This window comes from Dysgonomonas sp. GY617 (genome assembly GCF_015233815.1).
Lineage (GTDB): Bacteria > Bacteroidota > Bacteroidia > Bacteroidales > Dysgonomonadaceae > Dysgonomonas_A.
Genome location: NZ_JADCLR010000021.1, coordinates 351,059 through 370,960 on the forward strand (window position 1 = coordinate 351,059; position 19,902 = coordinate 370,960).

The window sequence follows — 19,902 nt, forward strand, 5'->3', positions numbered from 1 at the left end:
AGCTTTTAGAGGCATTTATTTGTAACTTTACTGAGAAATAGAACTATTTAACTAATATTTTGGTATGAAACTCTTTCTGTTAGACGCCTACGCACTTATATATCGGTCATATTATGCTTTTATAAAAAACCCGAGAGTCAACTCCAAAGGTCTAAACACATCAGCCATTTTTGGTTTTGTGAATACACTGGAAGAAGTTCTTAGAAAAGAAAACCCTACTCATATTGCAGTAGCTTTTGATCCTGCAGGACCCACTTTTCGTCACGAAGCTTACGAACATTATAAAGCACAAAGGCTCGAAACCCCCGAAGATATAAAATTAGCAGTCCCTATTATTAAGCAAATAATTGAGGCATATAATATAAAAATAGTCGAAGTACCTATGTACGAGGCAGATGATGTGATTGGAACAATTGCTAAAAAAGCCGAAAAAGAAGATATCGATGTCTATATGATGACACCCGATAAAGATTATGGCCAGTTGACCAGTGATCGGATTTTCATGTACAAACCAAAATTTGCAGGAAATGGTTTTGATGTACTAGATGACAAAGCCGTCATGGAAAAATACAACCTTGCCTCTCCCCTACTCATGATCGATTTGCTCGGTCTGATGGGAGACTCTTCCGACAACATTCCGGGTTGCCCGGGAGTCGGAGCAAAAACTGCGGAAAAATTAATTGCCGAATTTGGAACAATTGAAAATATTCTCGAAAATACAGCGAACATAAAAGGAGCGCTAAAAGACAAACTCGAAAATAACAAAGAGCAAATAATTTTCTCCAAATTTTTAGCAACTATAAAAATTGATGTTCCTATCGAATTTGTAAAAGAAGAATTTGAAAGAAGAAATATTGATGATGAAAAAATAGAGCATCTTTTCGAAGAGCTCGAATTCCGAACACTCATAAATCGAGTCTTAAAAAGAGAAACCAAAATTGTTCCTAAAAAAGAGGAAGCTCAAGGCGTTCTCTTTGAAGAATTCATAGAGAATGTCCCAGAAGAAAAAAAATATTCGACTCTCATGGAGTTAAAAGACATGGTTTACTCATATCATCTAGTTGATAATGAGGAAAAAATGATCAAATTAAGAGACAAAATTTCGGGTAGTACTTTTTGTTCATTTGATACAGAAACAACCTCCGTTGACCCTATTGATGCCGAATTAGTAGGAATGTCGTTCTCCATTGAAGAAGGTGAAGCATATTACGTACCTATCTCGGCAAATTTTGACAAGGCAAAGAATCAAGTAGAAATTTTCAGAGAAATTCTCGAAAATGAAAATATTCTCAAAATCGGTCAAAATATAAAATATGATATTATTGTTCTCAAAAAATATGGAATAGAAGTAAAAGGCAAATTATTCGATACGATGATTGCCCATTACTTAATAAATCCGGAATTGAGACATAATATGGATTATATGGCAGAAACATATCTCAACTATAAAACAATTCATATAGATGAGCTAATCGGATCTCGCGGGAAAAATCAATTGAATATGAGAGACCTTTTTCCAAAAGATGTTTGCAATTATGCTTGCGAAGATGCCGACATAACATTAAAGCTAAAAAACATACTAGAAAAAGAAATTGAAAAAAATGGTATAAGCCATTTACTCTATGATATAGAATTTCCACTTGTCTATGTCCTAGCCGATATGGAATATGCAGGAGTAAGACTAGATACTAAAGCATTGAAAGATTCTTCTGAGAATCTGACAAAAGAAATGCTAAATATTGAGGCCGAAATATTCGAATTGGCAGGAGTAGAATTTAATGTAAATTCTACTAAGCAGGTAGGCGAAATTCTTTTTGATAGATTGAAAGTTATTGAAAAACCTAAGAAGACAAAAACCGGCCAATATACAACCAGTGAAGAAGTACTCGAAAGTTTAAAAGACACCCACCCTATCATTGGCAAAATATTAGAATATCGCAGTCTCAAAAAATTATTGAGTACCTATATTGATGCTCTTCCTTTATTGATTAACAAACGAGATGATAAGATACATACATCATATAATCAAACAGTTACAGCAACAGGAAGATTAAGCTCCAGTAATCCAAATCTACAAAATATACCCATCAGAGAAGGGCATGGAAAAGACATTCGAAAAGCTTTTATTGCCGATCCCGGATGCACTTTCTATTCGGCTGACTATTCGCAAATTGAACTTAGAATCATGGCACATCTTAGCCAAGATCCAAGTATGATTGATGCATTCAATAGTGGTGAAGATATTCACGCTTCTACTGCTGCCAAAATTTATAAAATTTCAATTAAAGAGGTAACAAGCGATATGCGCCGTAAAGCAAAAACGGCTAACTTCGGTATTATATATGGTATCTCGGTTTTTGGACTTGCTGAAAGACTTTCTATCCCTAGATCTGAATCTAAAGAGCTGATTGACGGATACTTCGAAACATATCCGAAGGTTAAAGAGTACATGGATAATATCATTAAAGATGCCAAAGAACAAGGTTACGTAGAAACAATCTTGGGTCGTAAACGATTTCTTCCCGATATTAATTCGAGAAATGCCACAGTACGAGGATATGCTGAACGAAACGCAATAAATGCACCGATACAAGGAAGTGCTGCAGATATCATAAAAATAGCAATGAATAATATCTTCGAACGTTTCAGAAATCAGAAAATCCGTTCAAAGATGATTTTGCAAGTACATGATGAACTGAACTTTAACACTTTTAACGACGAATTGTCGCACGTGGAACAAATCGTAATTGAAGAGATGGAAAAGGCATATAAGCTCATCGTTCCATTGAAAGCTGATTCGGGTACAGGAAACAACTGGTTAGAGGCCCATTGATAATATTAAACATTTAATTATCAATAATATAAACAAATATGCTTGATGGATTTGTCGAATACGGATATATAGGACTTTTTCTAGCTTCCTTTTTGGCAGCTACTATCCTACCCTTTGGTTCCGAATTTGTATTTGCTGCATTAATAGCAGCAGGTTTAGATCTTTGGACATGTATACTCATAGCATCCGTTGGTAATTGGATGGGAGGTATGACCAATTATTATTTGGGAAAACTGGGCAAGCTTGAGTGGATAGAAAAGTATTTAAAAATAAAGAAAGAAAAGATTGAAAAAATACATGTTTGGCTCACAGGAAAAGGAGCAAGCATGGCATTTTTTAGCTTTTTACCGGTAGTAGGAGACGTTATAGCCGTAGCACTCGGATATATGAGAGCTAATGTATATATAGTGAATATCAGTATGTTTACTGGTAAATTTGCTCGCTATGTGCTTCTTGCATACGGAATTGTTTATGGAATTGAATGGTTAAGATAATCATACAATTTATTAGTACACAAAATAAATCAGACCAATCATGTCAACACTATTATTTGATGAAATAGTCTTCGGACCTATACATAGTAGAAGATTAGGTACATCGCTAGGTATGAATCTCTTACCTTATGATGGAAAAGTCTGCTCATTCAATTGCATTTATTGTGAATGTGGATACAATGAAGATGGAAGAACCAAAACAGAATTACCTAATCGTAAGAATGTAAAAGCTGCTTTGGAGCACAAATTATTGAAATTGAAAGAAGAAAATGTAAAGATAGATGTTATTACTTTTGCCGGGAATGGAGAGCCTACTCTACATCCCCATTTTGCAGAAATAATTGATGACACCATCGAATTACGGAATAAATATGTTCCGGAAGCTAAGATTAGTGTACTTTCTAATGCGATCCACATAGGAAAGGATAGTGTTTTTAATGCACTTAAAAAGGTTGAAAATAATATTTTGAAACTCGATTCGGCTAATATAGAAACAGTTCGCTTAATAGATCAGCCCAATTCTCCTACTTACAATATAGAGAGGCAAATAGAATTTTTCAAAAAATTTGAAGGGAATTTTATTCTGCAAACCATGTTCGTAAGAGGCAGTCATAAGGGTCAAATAGTAGACAACACTACTGAGGAAGAAATAAACGGATGGCTTGATATTATAAAAATAACGCATCCGAAGGAAGTAATGATATACACAATAGACAGAGAAACTCCTGAAAAAAATCTAGAAAAGGTTCCTCTTGAAGAGCTTAAACAAATTGGAAAAAAAGTAGAACAACTAGGTATAAAAATTAATATCGCCGGATAACCATTTTTAACTTCTAAAGTAGTACTTTTGTATGCTAACTAAAACTAAATAAATAATATGAGTAATTTTCCTCAGTTTTTCGAAACAAATGAATACTTTATAGATCAGAAAGTTAACTACTTCAAATTCGAAGCAGAATATAAAGTATTTGGTCAAGATGGAAACCAAATAGGAGTTATTAAACAAAGAATATCAACTGGTCACAAAGTTCTAAGACTAATTGTTGGTAAAGCAATGATGCCTTTTTTATTGGAGATTGTAGACATGGAAGGAAACACTCTTGCTGTAATAAAAAGAGGATGGACATTTTTTATGTCTGAAATAGCTGTACTTAATGGACATCACGAAACTCTTGGCTTTATCAAACAAAAATGGGCATTTTTCAAACCAACATTCCATATTATGGCGGCCAACAGAGCTAAGATCGCTGAAATAAAAGGAGATTGGAAAGGTTGGAATTTTGCTATATCTGAAGCTAATGGTGAACCTATAGGAACGATTAGTAAAAAATGGGCAGGTGCTATGAAGGAAATCTTCACTACTGCCGATAAATATAACGTTTCTATTAAAGAAGAATACAAAGAAAACACAGATAAAATAGTTGTAGTATCTACTGCAATCACTATCGATATGGTGTTGAAAGAATCAAAATAAAATAAGTCTTAAATAAGACTCATAGACAGGGGCTACAATCGTTGATTGTAGCTCTTTTCTATTAAATATTGTTTAGAAAAAAGCAACTAGCAAGCAATATGACAATAAATGAGTAATTTTATAGAACCAACAAAATAATAAAAAATATGATAACAATAATTTTAGCTCACCCTTGGCATGGTAGCTTTACTAAAGTAATTTTAGACACTATTACTAATAAATTAGACACAGATAATTGTCCTTATCAAGTAATAGACCTGCATAAAGACAATTTCAATCCGGTACTAACAGAATCTGAATTAGCTTTATATTCAAAAGGCGGGTATTCGGATCCTTTAGTGGGAAAATACCAAACTATGCTCAAAAATAGCGAAGAAGTTGTATTTATGTATCCAATATGGTGGATGAATATGCCGGCTATTTTAAAAGGATTTTTCGATAAAGTACTTCTTTATGGTTTTGCTTTTAACTACGAAAATGGATGGAATCCACTTCTCAAAATAGAAAAATCTACTGTAATAACCACTTCTGAGCAATCTACAAGTAGTTTTGTACAATCAGGAGATCCAGTAAATGACATCAATAAAAATTGCTTACAATCAGTAGGTATAAATAATACTACTTGGTTTAATTGTGATCATATTACATCAGGAAGTGACGAACACAGACAAGCATTTTTAGAAAAAATAAAAAATCACTTTTAATTTACAAAACTATTATTTTATACCAGTATGAAGTATCTATTAATCGCAGCATTAGCATTTGCCTCCTTTATCAATGTAAATGCTCAGAACTTACCAAATATCGAATTGAATGCTCCTGAAAAAACGGGGGGACTTACTGTAATGGAAGCATTTGCCAAAAGACAATCGTCTTCTGAATTTGGAGATAAAGAGCTAAGTAAACAAGACCTATCCAATTTACTTTGGGCTGCTAATGGTATCAATCGTGAAAACGGTAAAAGGACTGCTCCATCGTCTCAAAACAGCCAAGATATTGATATTTATGTTGCCCTGCCTCAAGGAGTATATAAATTCGATCCAAAATCAAATAATTTAGTTCCTGTAGCTGAAGGTGATTACAGAGGATTAGCAGGTGGAAAAAAGGATAATCCCCTACCCCCTACAATTCTTTATCTTGTAGCAGATGCTTCAAAATATACACCATCTGCTTATAATACAATGGAACATATTACCAATATGGGCAAAGTAGATGCAGGAATTGTATCTCAGAACATAGCTATCTTTTGTTCGGGAATGGGCTTAGCTACAAAACCTCGTGCACAGATGAATCACGCAGAATTAAAAAAGGTTCTTAACTTAAGCGATAGTCAGACCTTGATACTTAATCATCCTGTGGGATATTTAGAATAATCCTTTTTACTCAAAACAAAGAAAGCCTGATAATTACTTATCAGGCTTTTATATTTAAAAAAGTTACGAAACTTCGTTTACTTCTTTTTCTCTAAGTTAGCAATACGATTTTCAAGACCTGGATGGCTCGAAAATAACTGATTTGCTTTACTTGTTTTAGTTGCACCTGCTTCTTTCTCCATTTTCAACAAAACACCTAAAGACTGAGCCATTGCATGAGGATCTTTATTAGCTTGTTTCAATAAATTATATGCATAGTCATCAGCCGAAGATTCTTGTTTTTGAGAGAATTGAGCATTAGTTAATGCTTCACCCAAAGAACCCAATTGAGAGTCCGTTAGAGCAGCTGCAGCGTTTCCGGTAGAACCTACTGCATCTTTAAGAGCAGACGTTAATAGAGCCGTTTTAAAAGCGTCTTTAGAGTCATTGTTTACAACGTGACCAATCTCGTGTCCCATAACAGCAAGAATTTCTTCATCTGACATGATATCCATTAATCCTGCAAAAACACGAATACTTCCGTTAGCACATGCAAAAGCATTTACATCAACTACATAAAGTGCTTTAATATCAAGCTTTTTACCATTTACATTATCTATGGGAAACATTGCGGAAATTCTTTCTAAACGCTCAGCAGTTTCTCTTTTACCTTGATCGGTATCAGTAACACTACATACAGGATTATGAGCATCTATCCAATCAATCAATATATTCTTGAGCATATTGAGAAATTTCCGCATCGCTAAGGGTCATAGCTTTAACACCTTTTGTAGCTGCATCTACAGCTTTACCCACCTTAATTTTACCGAATTGTGCATTAGCCGCAAAACTGCAAGTTGCTAATAGAGCCACTGCTAATAAAAACTTTTTCATAAATTTTATTTAATTAGTGATAATGTATAGTGTATAAATATTTAATTATGAGAGTTCTAAAGAAATAACCGGATAGTTTTTTCCTTCAGAATCACAATCTGCATAGCCTGTTTTTATGAAACCTCTTTGTTCGTAGAATCTCAGAGCTTGTGTGTTTTGTTCATTCACATCTACCTTCCTTAAGTTTAAAGAATCTATGGCGAAATTAAGTAATTTTTTTCCAATTCCCATTCCTCTAGATTCATTTTCTATGAAAAGCATTTCTATATTATCTTCTGAAACACCCAGAAAACCTTTTATTGTAAGAGATTCGTCTTTAAATACATACAAAGAAACATGCTCAAAATAAAATGGCAATTGGGATTTATAAAACAAGAAATCTTCCTCAGAAAGAAAATCATGAGTAGCCAAAACGGCACTTTCCCATATTTTGACTAAAACAGGATAATCTTTATTTGAAGCTTCAGTAATCATTACTCTTTAATTCCGTATTTGTCTTTATAAATAGTAGTCTCTTTGAAGTTTTTTTCAAAAAGATCTTTAGGGTAAGTAGGAGCCAAAATTTTAATAGAAACATCTTTCAGTTTATCGTAATATTTTTCAATATCCTCCGAACTTAAATGTGAAAACGTGAGTTGATGAATCTTTATAATATCTTTCTCAGTAAATTCATCCGGATTTTTATCTAAAATATTGATATCTTCTTGCGTCAAAACATAAACATCAGCTACCTTTTGATGAGATAAAGATGATGAGCCATAAATACCAATAACAAAACCTATAACAAGTACAGGAATAGAAAGTCCAAAGTATTTCAGACCTTTTATTAAGTTTGTTTTAAGTTTATCTTGGTTACCGGAAAACATGGCTTTGGTAGCTAAAACACCACCTGTAATCATCAGAATAATACCTATTCCGATGATTATATATCCTATTATTTCTAAAAATTGAAACATTAAATTAATTATTATACATTAAAACGGAAGTGCATAATATCACCATCCTGAGCAACATACTCTTTACCCTCTACACTCATTTTACCAGCCTCTTTTACAGCAGCCTCAGAGCCTAAAGCAATAAAGTCTTCGTATTTGATAACTTCAGCACGGATAAATCCTTTTTCGAAATCGGTATGTATAACACCCGCACATTGTGGCGCTTTGAAGCCTTTTATAAACGTCCATGCACGAACTTCCTGCACACCGCAAGTGAAGTATGTTTGAAGACCTAAAAGTTGATAAGCGGCTTTTATAAGACGGGCAACTCCTGATTCTTCAAGTCCTATTTCGGAAAGAAACATTTCACGCTCTTCGTAAGATTCAAATTCTGCAATCTCCGATTCTATTTTAGCAGCTACAACAAGTATTTGTGCATCCTCTTCTTTAACCGATTCGCGTACTTGTTCTACATACTTATTACCAGTAACGGCACTAGCTTCATCCACATTACAAACGTACATTACAGGTTTGTAAGTCAATAAGTATAATTCTTTTGCAGCCTTTTCGTCTTCCTTATTATCAAACTGAACAGTACGAGCCGATTTACCTTGTTCTAAAGCTTCTTTGAACTGAAGAAGAATGTCGTACATACGTTTAGCATCCTTATCTCCACCTGTTTTGGCTTGCTTTTCTACCTTTTGAATACGTGCTGTTACAGTTTCCAAATCTTTCAACTGTAATTCCGTATCAATTATTTCTTTATCACGAACAGGATTTACACTCCCATCTACGTGAGTAATATTATCATCATCAAAACAACGCAGTACATGAAGTATAGCATCTGTTTCGCGTATATTAGCTAAAAATTTATTGCCTAATCCTTCGCCTTTACTGGCTCCTTTTACCAATCCTGCAATATCTACTATCTCTACAGTTGTAGGCAAAATACGATTAGGTTTAACCAATTCTGCCAATTTGTTTAAACGTTCGTCCGGAACGGTAATCACACCCACATTAGGTTCGATTGTACAAAAAGGAAAATTTGCAGATTGTGCTTTCGCATTCGATAAACAATTGAAAAGTGTAGATTTTCCTACATTAGGAAGTCCTACTATACCACACTGTAGAGCCATTATTTTATTCTAATTTTTTAATATTCAAGGGCACAAAGATAGTCAAAAAAGAATGAAATTTATATTTTTAATGAGACCTATCTAAACACCTAAAAATAAGCATATATTTGTAGCTGATAACATTAAAGCTGCAGTGTATTTACTACATTACTTAATCTGTATGAAAAAGACAAAAAAACAATTCTCAATTTTAATAATTTTATTACTTTCTATTAATTCTTTATTCTCCCAAAACAAAACTGAAAATGAAAATATAGTAATGTGGAGTTCAGCCCAAAAGCTAACTCTTGACGATTTTGGTATCAAAAAAGAAAGTACAGATCAAATGCTTTCATTTGCTCAATTTTCAATAGATTATAGTGTAAACGGATTTAGTTTTTTAGCTAAGAATTTTAATAAAAAGGTTCGCAATTATATGATTAAATCAGCTTCATGGATTAATCCTAATAAGAATGTTTCAACCTCGCTACTATATCAGCAAACCATATTTGATATTGCTGAAATCTTCACTCGTCAATTTAGAAAAGCTTTGAAAGAAAACAAGAAAAAAGCCATATCAGGCACTCGTTTTGTTGAAGAGCTAAATCAAAAATCAATGGCAGAATTTACAAATCGCCGGATAGAATATGATGAAGCCACTGATTATGCAAGGGATACCCAAAAACAAAATGAATGGGAACTACAAATACTAAAAGAATTAGAGGAATTAAAAGAATATGCATACGATAAATAACGACCCTCACTGTTTCTCAAAATATAGAAGCCTGTCTAAAGGAACATCAAACGAAATTGTTTGTCCTCCTTTGTAATTTTTACTCAGATCGTCTCTCCATTTACCCTTTGGAAGTTTCACAGTTCTCTTATTATCAGACGAAATAACAGGTGCTACCAAATATTTATCTCCTAACATAAATTGATCTTTACACTCAGCAAAACCCTCGTTTGGAAACGAATATTCCATATGACGAATAATAGGCTCTCCTGTTTTAGAAGATTCTTTTGCATGATTAAGGATATAACTCCCCATCTTTTCATGTAAATGAGCCATATTACGAACTATATTCAGATTCTCTTTATTTAATATTCGCCAAGGAGCAACCGAAAATTGCATCATAGGCATCAATGCATGTACCTGAGCCGATCTTACAATTAATGACTGATCGAATTTAGTCTGATCTAAGCCTATAAAAGAGCCGAATTGACCTCCACCAATCATATCAGGACAAGTATAAGCATAACCCAACAACCCTGCGGAAATCATTTCAGGTATAAGTATCTTTACTGCACCCCACGAATAATCTTTATCGCCAAGACGTTGCACAAGAGCCTCTCCTCCCATCTTCCAACCTGCACGATATTCATTAAAAGGAAACTCTAGCCCTACCCCAGCCCATACTAAAGTATGATCTACCGATTTAGCATCTTTTTTATAGCTATCAATTAAATCAGTATTGTAAAACGAATTATCTCCTGCATCAAATTTAAAGCCATCTACTCCATATTCGTGCTGTACCTGCTTTAATTGAGCTACAAAATAGTTAGCAGCCTCAGGATTAGTAAGATCATAACAAGCACTTTGCCCGTTCCACCAATCAATCATAGCAGGAGTATTTGTTCCTTTCTTTTTTATAAGATAACCCTTTGACATTAAATCTCTGTATTCGGGACTATCGCCACTTACAAACGGACATACCCATAGCATTACTTTAAATCCCATTGAATGAAGCTTTTCAATCATCCCTTTTGGATCTGAAAATTTATCAGCTTTAAATTCAAAATTTCCATAATGTTTTTGCCAATTATCATCAATCATTAATACTCCTTTAGGGAAGCCATTGTCAATAATACTTTGAGCATAGTTCAAAATATCTTTTTGATTTTGATTATATGTCAACTCAATCCATGTATTGTATTGGGGCATTGTAAAAAACAGATAATCGGGTAATATACCACTCGGGGGAAAATGTTTCTGAGAAGCATGCAAATAAGCTTCTTTCAGAGTTTTACCTGCTTCAACTACCTCTATTTTTTCATACAGAGATCTTATCTTTATAGAATTATCTTTTATTTCGAATTTGAAGGGAGAATTGCTCCAAATATATCTTCCTTTATTAGATATAAAAAGAGGTACTACCTGATTATTATAGTTTTGTAAAGACAAATCAAATTCTTTTACAGGTTTTATATAAGGCATTTGTGAGCCGAATGCTACTACTCCACCCCACCAATACTCATCTTTTTCGAATTTAATATCAGTTTCATATACTGTTTGCGAATACATTGAAACAGCAGAAACTAAAAAGAGAAGAAATAAAGTTATTTTTCTCATAACAACCTATTTATTATAGTTTTATATCAGTCAAAATATTTACTCCATATCGTTTATCTTTCGATACCCACCAATTTACATCCCCATTAGCAGTACGAATAGCATACCGAGGGTTATACTTCAATCTTTCCGATCCATCAGCTATCCATAATCCAAGTTTATAATTACCCTCCTTAGAGTCTACAGGCAATTTAATAGTTGATTTAACTTGATGTACTAAAGGTGCATGGTTTATATCATCCGGATTATAAGGCTGCCATGTATAAATATCAGCATCTGTTTTAAATTCGGTAACTTCCCCCGCTTCATCTATCAATACAAAATAAACATCATGCTCATTAAATAAAGTAGAAAATCCCCTATTTATAAGACTTAAAGAAATTTCTTTCTCTCCTTTATTTTTACCATTTGTAAGCGATAATTCCTGTAATTCAAGACGATATCCTAAGTGATCTCTTATATAATCAAATACATTTCGTTCAACAGCAGAACCATCTTTTTTCTGAAAATAATTAGCTGATACAGACATTTTATTTTCTATTAAAAAGCTTTCGGAAAGTGGTGTTTCTTTCCATACTAACATCGAATATTTAGGTAATTTTTTCAGATCTTTTGTATTCTCGTGTTTCTCTTTATAGTTATGAATAACACTCAAAGAAGTATAATGCTGTAAAAATAAACGCCGTGCAGTTTCGTGTCCATCAATAATCCATCCTGCCGTTGGTGCATCAGGATCATTACCTACACTCCAAAATCCCCAAGGCAGCTCTCCGTCTACTGCCAGGTAAGGAGATTCTTTAACTATCTGATCGAAATTATTGGTTCCTTCATGCATATCTCCATCCCATTTGTCAGCTTTAATGACAATAAAATCATCATGGAATGAAAGTCTATTATATAATTCGGGAGTATTTTTAAGTAGATTTTTATAATCGGGTACTCTTACCTGTACATTCCTTTCTGTGGGAACTACAGCTAATAGTTTTTCTAAAATAGAGCGTTTTGTATCATCTGAATTCTCTAAACCATGAACCGAACTATGCCATTCGCCCCATGCTCCTATTACTCCAGCTTGAACCACTAAAATAAGGTCTTTATTCTTTTCAAGAAAAGGTTTTAACTGATCAAGATGTGCTAGTGCTTGTTTTTCAGTAGGTCCTACAGGAGCTCTTCCATTAAAATCTCTTTCGTAAGCAAAACGAAGTACAGCTTTCATTCCCAAATTTTGCAATTCATCGAAATAAGATTGCATAGTTTCGAAGTCTTTTTCCGACAAATCTTTACCAACCAAATCGGTCAAATAAAAATAGCTTTGTACCAAAGAAACACTGTCGGAGGCATATTTAGCTACTTCTTCTCTCAATTCTTCAATGGCATGAGAAGCATTTCCATCTCCTACATTCAAAGCAACTTCGAGCCGAAAGCCTCTTTCACTATTATATAATCCTTCTGTACCTTGAGGATCATCAACACAAATACCTCTAAAATGAATAGTTTCCTGTCCCGAATTACACGACAAAAGAAAACCTAAGCATAAGCTTAAATAAAGTAGTTTTTTCATAGTATATAATTATAACAAAAAGGTCTTGGATGTACTAAAAATTAAATACGGGTATCTTTCCTATCTTCACTGTGCAACCACAGCACATATTTTTCTTTGAATTTTTTAATCGATTGTTTATTTATAATATCCAAATAAGATTCTATAAAATTAGGATTGTTTTCGCAAAACGAAAAAGTAAAGTTCTGCATTCCAATCAATTGAAAATAAGGCATAATCTCTATTCTATCACAAAGAATAATAGCAACTTCTCCCCTACTCAATTTACGTTTTAGACATTTAGAATAGACGTCTGTTTTAGAATCGTCCATAAAAAAGTCTGGTAATATTTGTAAAGCTTCTTCCTGATAATCGGATATTTTAGAAGCAGCTTCATTTTTTATAATATCCTTAGAGTCAGATATTTTACAAACCTCTATTAATAAGTCTTCTATTTCACTTTTCGATTGAGAAAAAGCGAAATCCGAAAACGATATAAGAATAATGATTAAAGCTATAATTTTTTTATAAAAACTTGTAAGTAACATAATTAAAAAGAATTTACCAGTAAGTTTATATAACTCCCAAAATCTTAATATAAATACTTTTCTCTGAATTTTTGAATATCTACACCCAGAACCCCAGTTAAGTAATTTTCGACCGTACCATGGTCTTTCTTTATCTGATCGATACCTGCCTGTATAAATTCTCTCTTTACTTCAAATAAAGGCTTTAAATTAGGATTCCCAGCTATATATTGAGCATACTTGTCACCCAAATAAATATTAGAAGATAAGTAATCTTCAATAATTGTATTTTCATCTACACCAAGTGCAAATAAAACAAGAGCTGCTCCCATTCCTGTTCTATCTTTACCTGCCGAACAATGAAACATCAAAGGAACATCTTTTTCTTGTTGTAACAATGTGAAAAAATCTTTATATCTGTTTACGCAAGAAGAATCGGTCACCAAGATGACATTCATATCCATCATAGCACTATCCATCTGGCTTTGTTTTAAATCTGCCAGACTCTTAGCAGCCAATAAATTACCGGGTGTTATAGAATAAGCATAATCTTTGTTTACAGACTGAGGTAACCTATCTGGTGAACGTTTAATTTCTTCAGGAGATCTGAAATCTACTACTGAAACAAGAGGTATCGATGATAGATATTTAATATCATTATCTGTCAGATTATGTAAATCATCTGATCTAAATATCTTACCCCATTTAATAAATTTTCCATCCAAAGTTTTAATTCCACCCAAATCACGAAAATTATAACCACCTGTCATAGGTAGATGACGTTCGGCCAAAATAGCTTTTCCATCCGAAGTTACCAATTGAAAATAACTGCGAACACTGTCTGGTACATTCAAAGGAAAAGTACCACTACCCTCGCCTTCAGCTATGGGTTTCGAAAAATCAATATCATCTACCGATGTTCCCGAATACAAAAACCATTTGCCATTAGCTTCAATATGCAATTCGGCAGCCTTGGTATCTTTATTTCTTATTATAGATGCTTCGCTAGATACATCTTTTCCCGAATATTGAGCTTTATCTATTTTCATAGTTGAATCTTTACATGAGATCATAAAGACCGATCCCATTACTAATAAACTTAGAATTATTTTTTTCATACCAATATACTTATAAATAAACAGTCAACCAAAAAAGGGTTATCAACAATTGTATTATGTATTATTTATTCTTCTTTAAACTAAAAACTAATATGGTAGTAATAATAGCCTGTTGAAACTGTTTATTATTATTTCGTCTTTTACTTGTTTTTTGAGTTACTGTTATATTAATATAGACTTATATACAATTATGAACATTTTTTAGCATACTTATATATGATGGTTCACTGCTTGTTACAGACTTTATTAAATGAGTGTTGATAACTGTGAGTGTTCAAAAGTTTTATTTCTTTTCATTGTTAATAGCTGTTGATAACTACATGATATTTTAAACAAAGATTTATGCTTAATAATTTTGTATTTCATCAATATCTTATATACAATTTGGAGTATCAACTTTGCAACTTTATTTTTTAGAAACTTATCAACAGTTATCAACACTTTATTGACATCTTTTATATTTTATTAATTGTCTATGTATTAGTAATTTAATATTTAAGTAATTGTATTACAATGTATTAAATTAAATATAAAATAGACTGATCTAATACTCAACCTTTTAAATTTTTGAATCTGGCATATATACTCAAAGGAAGTCTTTTTCCCGATTTTTCAGGTATTAATAACTCTCCGTATTGATATGATTTAATAGCAGGAAAGTAGTTTTTAATTAAATTCTCAGCTATTACAGACGAAAATCCCATTGAATAGAGGTTGAGTATAAGAAACGAATTTTCGCTTTCTAGAAGCTCTTGGCAGATAGACATTAGTTCAGCTATATTTTCTTCCAGAATCCATCTTTCACCATCAGGTCCACGTCCGTAAGCAGGAGGATCGAGAATAATACCATTGTATTTTTTGCCTCGTTTTACTTCTCGTCTGCAAAATTTAAGAGCATCTTCAACAATCCATCTAATATTATCGAGATTCGAAGCCTCCATATTTTCACGAGACCAAGTGATAACCTGTTTTACGGAATCTACATGAGTAACATCAGCTCCTGCACTTTTAGCGGCAATAGAAGCGCCACCCGTATAGGCAAAGAGATTTAATACTTTTGGTTCGTTTATATCGAAGCTCTTTACAGTATCGTATATAAAGTTCCAATTTTCGGCTTGTTCAGGAAATATACCTACATGTTTGAAAGAAGTAAGCCCCAAACGAAATTTAAGGTGCATTTCTTTGTAGTCATAATTAATAAACCACTGATCGGGCATACCTTTCTTCTGAATCCATTCTCCTCTTTCGTTCCCATCTTGTGACGATTTTCCTTTTTCGCGTCTGAAAATAGCATCTGCCATCGTTTCCCATTCTTGTTCCGATAGTGTTTTTTGCCATACAGCTTGTGGTTCGGGTCGTGCCAGTATGTGTTTTCCAAACCGTTCGAGTTTTTCATAATTGCCCGAATCTATTAATTCATAATCTGTCCAATGTTGTGGTTCTAAAAGAAGCATAAAGAAGAATTTTTTGAGGTCTTTGACCCATTGTTTCTTTAGTAAATATTTATAATAAAATATTTTACTGTACTTAATATCAAGGCAAAGATACAATATTGTAATATTTATTTACTTTTGAAAACGATCTTAAATTTTAAATATATAAGATATAGCTGTTCTTTTTTTAGCTTATTATTACGGATACAACGGCGATAAATATTTACTAAACTTCTACAAATTATGAATGAGGACCTTGTAACGACTTATGACTTTAATTCGAATGAACTAGTTGAATTATTAGATGAACTACCTTTTTGGGCTGCCCCATTTGGTATTAAACTACTCGAAAACATAAAAATAAAAAAGCACAGTACTATTCTTGATATTGGGTTTGGAGCAGGATTTCCTCTTACCGAATTAGCCATGAGATTTGGTAATACAAGTAAAGTATACGGGATAGATCCTTGGGAAGCTGCAATTAAAAGGACTGAAAAGAAAATAGCTTTTTATGGAATAAAAAATGTAGAAATTATTCGTGGTGTAGCCGAAAATATACCTCTTAACGATCATTCAGTTGATTTGATAACAAGTAATAATGGCTTAAATAATGTATCCGATTTAGATAAATCATTGAGTGAATGTTCGCGCATTATGAAGAGTGGGGGACAATTTATTCAAACCATGAATATAAATAGAACCATGATTGAGTTTTATGATATAATGGAAATTGTATTGAATAAATTGAATATGAAGCCACAAATAAAGACTATGCGAGAGCAGATTTATACAATGCGAAAACCAGTGGACGAAATAACTCAACTAATTGAAAAACATGGCTTCTCGATAAATAGAATTATAGAAGATAAGTTTAGCTATACTTTTGCCGATGGAACAACTATGTTACAATACTACTTTATAAGATTAGCTTTTTTAGATAGTTGGAAAAGTATTATTCCCAAAGACAAACAAGCTGAAGTTTTCGGAGCCATAGAAGAGCTAATAAATAGAGAGGCAGAGCGTAAAGGCTATTTTGAGTTAACTGTGCCTTTTGTGGTAATTGATTCCATGAAAATATAAGAATCTGCTCAATTGATTTTATAGTTTATATTAATCCTTAACTTTTAAGAGATAGAGTAGGGGGAAATAATTGTTTTTATAATTATTTCTCCCTATTTCGTTAAATGAATTTTCGTTCTTGTTGATTTATATTTTAAGTTTTATCTTTCGCTTACTTTATTCTTTAAAGTATTTTATAATAGAACTTTATAACACACAGACATTTTACAAATCTAATTTATTATGAAACTTCAATACTTAATTTTATCCGTCATTTTATTTAGTTGCATTACTATTTCCTTTACTTCTTGTTCCGAAGATGAGATGGATCAAGGTGCTACTGCGGGGATGAAAGATCCTGATAGTGCTGTTCGGTCAACTAAAAGCCAGTCATGGACAGAATTAAATGATACTATTACTCCCCCCGACTTTACTAAAGACTAATAAGAGATTCTCTTTATAACCAAACTCTCTACTAATGAAAATTTTAACAAGCTTTCTTATACTAGTTTTTTTGTGTCTATTTTTTTCTTGTAAACAAGACACTGCTTCCGTCAATTTATTAAGACAAGCCCAAAATATAGCCGAAAGTAGTCCTTACGATGCTTTAATTCTTCTTGATTCCATTCATAATCCTGAAAATATGGATAAGGATAATTATATGCAGTATATTGTAACCTCTGTACAAGCAAAACAAAGAGCGAAGCAGGATATTACAAAAGATACTTTGATTTTTGACGCAAAACGATATTTTGAGAAGAAAAATAATTCAAAACAATCAGCATTAGCTCATTATTATGCAGGTAGAATATATCGTACCCAAAATATACCTGATAAAGCTTTAAAATGCTTTTTACAAGCGACAACATATGCCAATCAATCGGGTAATAATGCATTAGCAGGTAAAAGTTTACAAATTATGGGTAATTTATATTTTGAACAAGGAATTGTAGATACAGCTATTGTTTTTTATAAGAAAGCACTAGATTATTATAATAAAGAAGAAGAAACAGATATATATAAATTACAAGTTATTACTTCAATAGGAATCTCTTATGATGAAATTAAAAATATAGATAGCTCTTATATTTATTTTAAAAAAGGACTTGAAGAAGCAAATAGACTTGGAAATAATGAATTTAAGGCGGATTTATCCAATAACTTAGGATATACCTATTTTTTGAAGAAGGATTACGATAAAGCTTTATATTACTTGAATAGGTCACTGTTACAAACTTCAGATGTAAAGACTTCTACCAAAGCATACCTTACTTTATCTTTCTTGTATAATTCTAAAAATCAATTAGATTCAGCTAAATATTATATTAATCTTTCAGAGAAACAATTGGCTGAAATAACAGATAACCAAACACTTAAATATTTTTATACTAATTTCTTTAATTATTTCAAAAAAGCAGGCGACTATAAGCAAGCATTACATTATAAAGAACAGGAAGATTCAATTAAAGTACTGATTGCAAAAAATCAGCGCCCTTTATCCTTGTTAGATGCAGATAAAAACTTCTTTTTGGCACAGAAAGACAAAGAATTCGATCAAATACGTGTAAAAAATTATTTATTTTTAGGAATAGGAGCTATTTTAATTGTTGCAATATTTATACTAGTAGGAGTATTACTTTTTAGAAGTAATAAAAAAGACAAAGAGGAAATCAAATTGCAAGAAGCTAAATTCCGAAATATTAAAGATCAGCTTATTGCTATGGAATCAAGATACAAAGAAATAGAAGCCGAGATAGCTGCTATGCTGGAAGATGATGAAGACGACAATAAATAACGACCAATAATTAATAAAAGATAGGGCATAGTTAATCATTTAATTATGCCTTATTTATTTTAATAACTTGGTGATGATTTTATTTAGGAGTATGATTAAAAACACAGGTATCCGAATTTTTGTAATTCGAAATCAACTTTCTGAAATTGTTATTTATGCAAAAGGGTAGGAGGTAGTATCTCCTTTGGAGTATTTGAAGAAAGAGAAGGATATCTATTCTGATAATTTAAAACCTTAGCAACCTCTCTTAAGATTATCGAATAGAGAACTTATCAGAGGATGTGTATTTTATATAAATCCAGGTTTTTTAAGCATACTGTAAAACCGAAGATAAGCCGTTCGTAAATCCTTTGTATTTATATTAATATAATTACTGAAAGCCGAAAAAACACCCAATCCAAGTGGAATTGTCATAAAAGATTGTGCTACATAATCAAGATCAATATCCGATCTTATTTCGCCTGTTCTCATAGCTAATTGAATACAATTTCGCCATCCATTGAATTCTTTTTCCGATAATACATTTATCTTTTCAGTAAAGTCTTTACAATGTTCCGAAGCCTGAAAAATAAATTTGAAGAAATAAAAATCGACCAACTTAAATGAAGTTACTTCTTTGAGTAGGTTTATATGGCTCTGGCGGCTTTTGATGGATGCATATATCATATTTTGTAGAGACGATTTATCATCTTCCTGAATCATCGAATAGGTAGAAAATGCAGGTATAAGATACTCGTTTACAATCTCTTCAAAAATTTCTTCTTTACTCTTGAAATGATGATAAATTGCTCCTCGTGATACACCCGAGGCATTTTGTATTCGTTGCATTGATACGGAGCTGTAACTTTCGGTGAGAAAGAGGTTAAATGCATTCTCCAGTATTTTCTTTTTAGAGGGATTCATTTATCAATTATGGGTTATATAGTGTGTCTACACTACAAAAATAAGAATTATTCAATAGAATACACCATATGTTAATTAAA

General features: G+C 32.5%; 19 protein-coding genes and 1 pseudogene. 10 read left to right on the top strand and 10 right to left on the bottom strand.

Going from position 1 to position 19,902, the window contains the following annotated elements; translation table 11 throughout:
* Positions 1 to 64: 64 nt before the first annotated feature.
* From polA to IR022_RS11430, 6 genes are all read left to right on the top strand, one after another.
* The gene (gene polA / locus IR022_RS11405) at positions 65 to 2,833 is read left to right on the top strand and encodes a DNA polymerase I (protein ID WP_194203771.1); all 2,769 of its coding nucleotides are present in this window, start codon (positions 65 to 67) and stop codon (positions 2,831 to 2,833) included.
* Between the two features lie 38 nt (positions 2,834 to 2,871).
* Positions 2,872 to 3,327 (top strand): YqaA family protein, encoded by a 456-nt coding sequence (locus tag IR022_RS11410; RefSeq protein ID WP_194203772.1) that lies wholly within the window; start codon positions 2,872 to 2,874, stop codon positions 3,325 to 3,327.
* A gap of 40 nt (positions 3,328 to 3,367) precedes the next feature.
* Entirely contained in the window at positions 3,368 to 4,147 is a 780-nt protein-coding gene (locus tag IR022_RS11415) for a radical SAM protein (protein ID WP_194203773.1), read from the top strand.
* Positions 4,148 to 4,204: 57 nt separating this feature from the next.
* Positions 4,205 to 4,801 (top strand): LURP-one-related/scramblase family protein, encoded by a 597-nt coding sequence (locus IR022_RS11420; RefSeq protein WP_050711387.1) that lies wholly within the window; start codon positions 4,205 to 4,207, stop codon positions 4,799 to 4,801.
* A gap of 146 nt (positions 4,802 to 4,947) precedes the next feature.
* Positions 4,948 to 5,505: an NAD(P)H-dependent oxidoreductase gene (locus IR022_RS11425; RefSeq protein ID WP_194203774.1), complete on the top strand. Its 558-nt coding sequence runs from the start codon at positions 4,948 to 4,950 to the stop codon at positions 5,503 to 5,505.
* Positions 5,506 to 5,532: 27 nt separating this feature from the next.
* Positions 5,533 to 6,174, top strand: coding sequence for a SagB/ThcOx family dehydrogenase (locus tag IR022_RS11430; RefSeq protein ID WP_194203775.1), 642 nt, complete (start codon positions 5,533 to 5,535; stop codon positions 6,172 to 6,174).
* Between the two features lie 77 nt (positions 6,175 to 6,251).
* On the opposite strand, the pseudogene IR022_RS11435 reads toward IR022_RS11430, so the two are convergent.
* From IR022_RS11435 to ychF, 4 genes and pseudogenes are all read right to left on the bottom strand, one after another.
* A pseudogene (locus IR022_RS11435) lies at positions 6,252 to 7,047 on the bottom strand (M48 family metalloprotease).
* Positions 7,048 to 7,092: 45 nt separating this feature from the next.
* Positions 7,093 to 7,521, bottom strand: a complete 429-nt coding sequence (locus tag IR022_RS11440; RefSeq protein ID WP_194203776.1) for a GNAT family N-acetyltransferase — start codon at positions 7,519 to 7,521, stop codon at positions 7,093 to 7,095.
* Positions 7,521 to 8,003 (bottom strand): hypothetical protein, encoded by a 483-nt coding sequence (locus IR022_RS11445; protein ID WP_194203777.1) that lies wholly within the window; start codon positions 8,001 to 8,003, stop codon positions 7,521 to 7,523. The genes IR022_RS11440 and IR022_RS11445 overlap by 1 nt, the downstream gene beginning before the upstream one ends.
* An 11-nt stretch (positions 8,004 to 8,014) precedes the next feature.
* Positions 8,015 to 9,118, bottom strand: a complete 1,104-nt coding sequence (ychF, locus tag IR022_RS11450) for a redox-regulated ATPase YchF (protein WP_050711393.1) — start codon at positions 9,116 to 9,118, stop codon at positions 8,015 to 8,017.
* A gap of 160 nt (positions 9,119 to 9,278) precedes the next feature.
* Between ychF and IR022_RS11455 the strand changes: the two genes are divergently transcribed.
* Positions 9,279 to 9,851, top strand: a complete 573-nt coding sequence (locus tag IR022_RS11455) for a hypothetical protein (RefSeq protein ID WP_194203778.1) — start codon at positions 9,279 to 9,281, stop codon at positions 9,849 to 9,851.
* 6 nt (positions 9,852 to 9,857) lie between these two features.
* On the opposite strand, the gene IR022_RS11460 is transcribed toward IR022_RS11455, so the two are convergent.
* From IR022_RS11460 to IR022_RS11480, 5 genes are all read right to left on the bottom strand, one after another.
* Positions 9,858 to 11,447: a glycoside hydrolase family 31 protein gene (locus tag IR022_RS11460; protein WP_194203779.1), complete on the bottom strand. Its 1,590-nt coding sequence runs from the start codon at positions 11,445 to 11,447 to the stop codon at positions 9,858 to 9,860.
* A gap of 13 nt (positions 11,448 to 11,460) precedes the next feature.
* Positions 11,461 to 13,008 carry a DUF4832 domain-containing protein gene (locus tag IR022_RS11465; protein WP_194203780.1) on the bottom strand — a complete coding sequence of 516 codons (1,548 nt, stop codon included), beginning with the start codon at positions 13,006 to 13,008 and terminating at the stop codon, positions 11,461 to 11,463.
* A gap of 41 nt (positions 13,009 to 13,049) precedes the next feature.
* Positions 13,050 to 13,535 carry a hypothetical protein gene (locus IR022_RS11470; RefSeq protein WP_194203781.1) on the bottom strand — a complete coding sequence of 162 codons (486 nt, stop codon included), beginning with the start codon at positions 13,533 to 13,535 and terminating at the stop codon, positions 13,050 to 13,052.
* Positions 13,536 to 13,579: 44 nt separating this feature from the next.
* Positions 13,580 to 14,632 (bottom strand): tyrosine-protein phosphatase, encoded by a 1,053-nt coding sequence (locus IR022_RS11475; RefSeq protein WP_194203782.1) that lies wholly within the window; start codon positions 14,630 to 14,632, stop codon positions 13,580 to 13,582.
* Between the two features lie 551 nt (positions 14,633 to 15,183).
* Positions 15,184 to 16,086, bottom strand: coding sequence for a class I SAM-dependent methyltransferase (locus tag IR022_RS11480; protein WP_194203783.1), 903 nt, complete (start codon positions 16,084 to 16,086; stop codon positions 15,184 to 15,186).
* A gap of 222 nt (positions 16,087 to 16,308) precedes the next feature.
* Between IR022_RS11480 and IR022_RS11485 the strand changes: the two genes are divergently transcribed.
* From IR022_RS11485 to IR022_RS11495, 3 genes are all read left to right on the top strand, one after another.
* Positions 16,309 to 17,145 (top strand): class I SAM-dependent methyltransferase, encoded by an 837-nt coding sequence (locus tag IR022_RS11485; protein WP_194203784.1) that lies wholly within the window; start codon positions 16,309 to 16,311, stop codon positions 17,143 to 17,145.
* Between the two features lie 222 nt (positions 17,146 to 17,367).
* Complete coding sequence (locus IR022_RS11490; protein ID WP_194203785.1) at positions 17,368 to 17,568, top strand: hypothetical protein; 201 nt, start codon at positions 17,368 to 17,370, stop codon at positions 17,566 to 17,568.
* Positions 17,569 to 17,602: 34 nt separating this feature from the next.
* Positions 17,603 to 18,919 carry a tetratricopeptide repeat protein gene (locus tag IR022_RS11495; protein ID WP_194203786.1) on the top strand — a complete coding sequence of 439 codons (1,317 nt, stop codon included), beginning with the start codon at positions 17,603 to 17,605 and terminating at the stop codon, positions 18,917 to 18,919.
* A 288-nt stretch (positions 18,920 to 19,207) separates the two neighbouring features.
* Here IR022_RS11495 and IR022_RS11500 read toward each other — a convergent pair whose 3' ends face one another.
* Positions 19,208 to 19,822 (bottom strand): TetR/AcrR family transcriptional regulator, encoded by a 615-nt coding sequence (locus IR022_RS11500; protein WP_050709146.1) that lies wholly within the window; start codon positions 19,820 to 19,822, stop codon positions 19,208 to 19,210.
* Between the last annotated feature and the right edge of the window lie 80 nt (positions 19,823 to 19,902).

Excerpts from the sequence above, each read along its gene's own strand:
- polA (WP_194203771.1), top strand. The coding sequence starts at position 65 with ATGAAACTCTTTCTGTTAGACGCCTACGCACTTATATATCGGTCATAT.
- IR022_RS11410 (WP_194203772.1), top strand. The coding sequence starts at position 2,872 with ATGCTTGATGGATTTGTCGAATACGGATATATAGGACTTTTTCTAGCT.
- IR022_RS11415 (WP_194203773.1), top strand. The coding sequence starts at position 3,368 with ATGTCAACACTATTATTTGATGAAATAGTCTTCGGACCTATACATAGT.
- IR022_RS11420 (WP_050711387.1), top strand. The coding sequence starts at position 4,205 with ATGAGTAATTTTCCTCAGTTTTTCGAAACAAATGAATACTTTATAGAT.
- IR022_RS11425 (WP_194203774.1), top strand. The coding sequence starts at position 4,948 with ATGATAACAATAATTTTAGCTCACCCTTGGCATGGTAGCTTTACTAAA.
- IR022_RS11430 (WP_194203775.1), top strand. The coding sequence starts at position 5,533 with ATGAAGTATCTATTAATCGCAGCATTAGCATTTGCCTCCTTTATCAAT.
- IR022_RS11440 (WP_194203776.1), bottom strand. The coding sequence starts at position 7,521 with ATGATTACTGAAGCTTCAAATAAAGATTATCCTGTTTTAGTCAAAATA.
- IR022_RS11445 (WP_194203777.1), bottom strand. The coding sequence starts at position 8,003 with ATGTTTCAATTTTTAGAAATAATAGGATATATAATCATCGGAATAGGT.
- ychF (WP_050711393.1), bottom strand. The coding sequence starts at position 9,118 with ATGGCTCTACAGTGTGGTATAGTAGGACTTCCTAATGTAGGAAAATCT.
- IR022_RS11455 (WP_194203778.1), top strand. The coding sequence starts at position 9,279 with ATGAAAAAGACAAAAAAACAATTCTCAATTTTAATAATTTTATTACTT.
- IR022_RS11460 (WP_194203779.1), bottom strand. The coding sequence starts at position 11,447 with ATGAGAAAAATAACTTTATTTCTTCTCTTTTTAGTTTCTGCTGTTTCA.
- IR022_RS11465 (WP_194203780.1), bottom strand. The coding sequence starts at position 13,008 with ATGAAAAAACTACTTTATTTAAGCTTATGCTTAGGTTTTCTTTTGTCG.
- IR022_RS11470 (WP_194203781.1), bottom strand. The coding sequence starts at position 13,535 with ATGTTACTTACAAGTTTTTATAAAAAAATTATAGCTTTAATCATTATT.
- IR022_RS11475 (WP_194203782.1), bottom strand. The coding sequence starts at position 14,632 with ATGAAAAAAATAATTCTAAGTTTATTAGTAATGGGATCGGTCTTTATG.
- IR022_RS11480 (WP_194203783.1), bottom strand. The coding sequence starts at position 16,086 with ATGCTTCTTTTAGAACCACAACATTGGACAGATTATGAATTAATAGAT.
- IR022_RS11485 (WP_194203784.1), top strand. The coding sequence starts at position 16,309 with ATGAATGAGGACCTTGTAACGACTTATGACTTTAATTCGAATGAACTA.
- IR022_RS11490 (WP_194203785.1), top strand. The coding sequence starts at position 17,368 with ATGAAACTTCAATACTTAATTTTATCCGTCATTTTATTTAGTTGCATT.
- IR022_RS11495 (WP_194203786.1), top strand. The coding sequence starts at position 17,603 with ATGAAAATTTTAACAAGCTTTCTTATACTAGTTTTTTTGTGTCTATTT.
- IR022_RS11500 (WP_050709146.1), bottom strand. The coding sequence starts at position 19,822 with ATGAATCCCTCTAAAAAGAAAATACTGGAGAATGCATTTAACCTCTTT.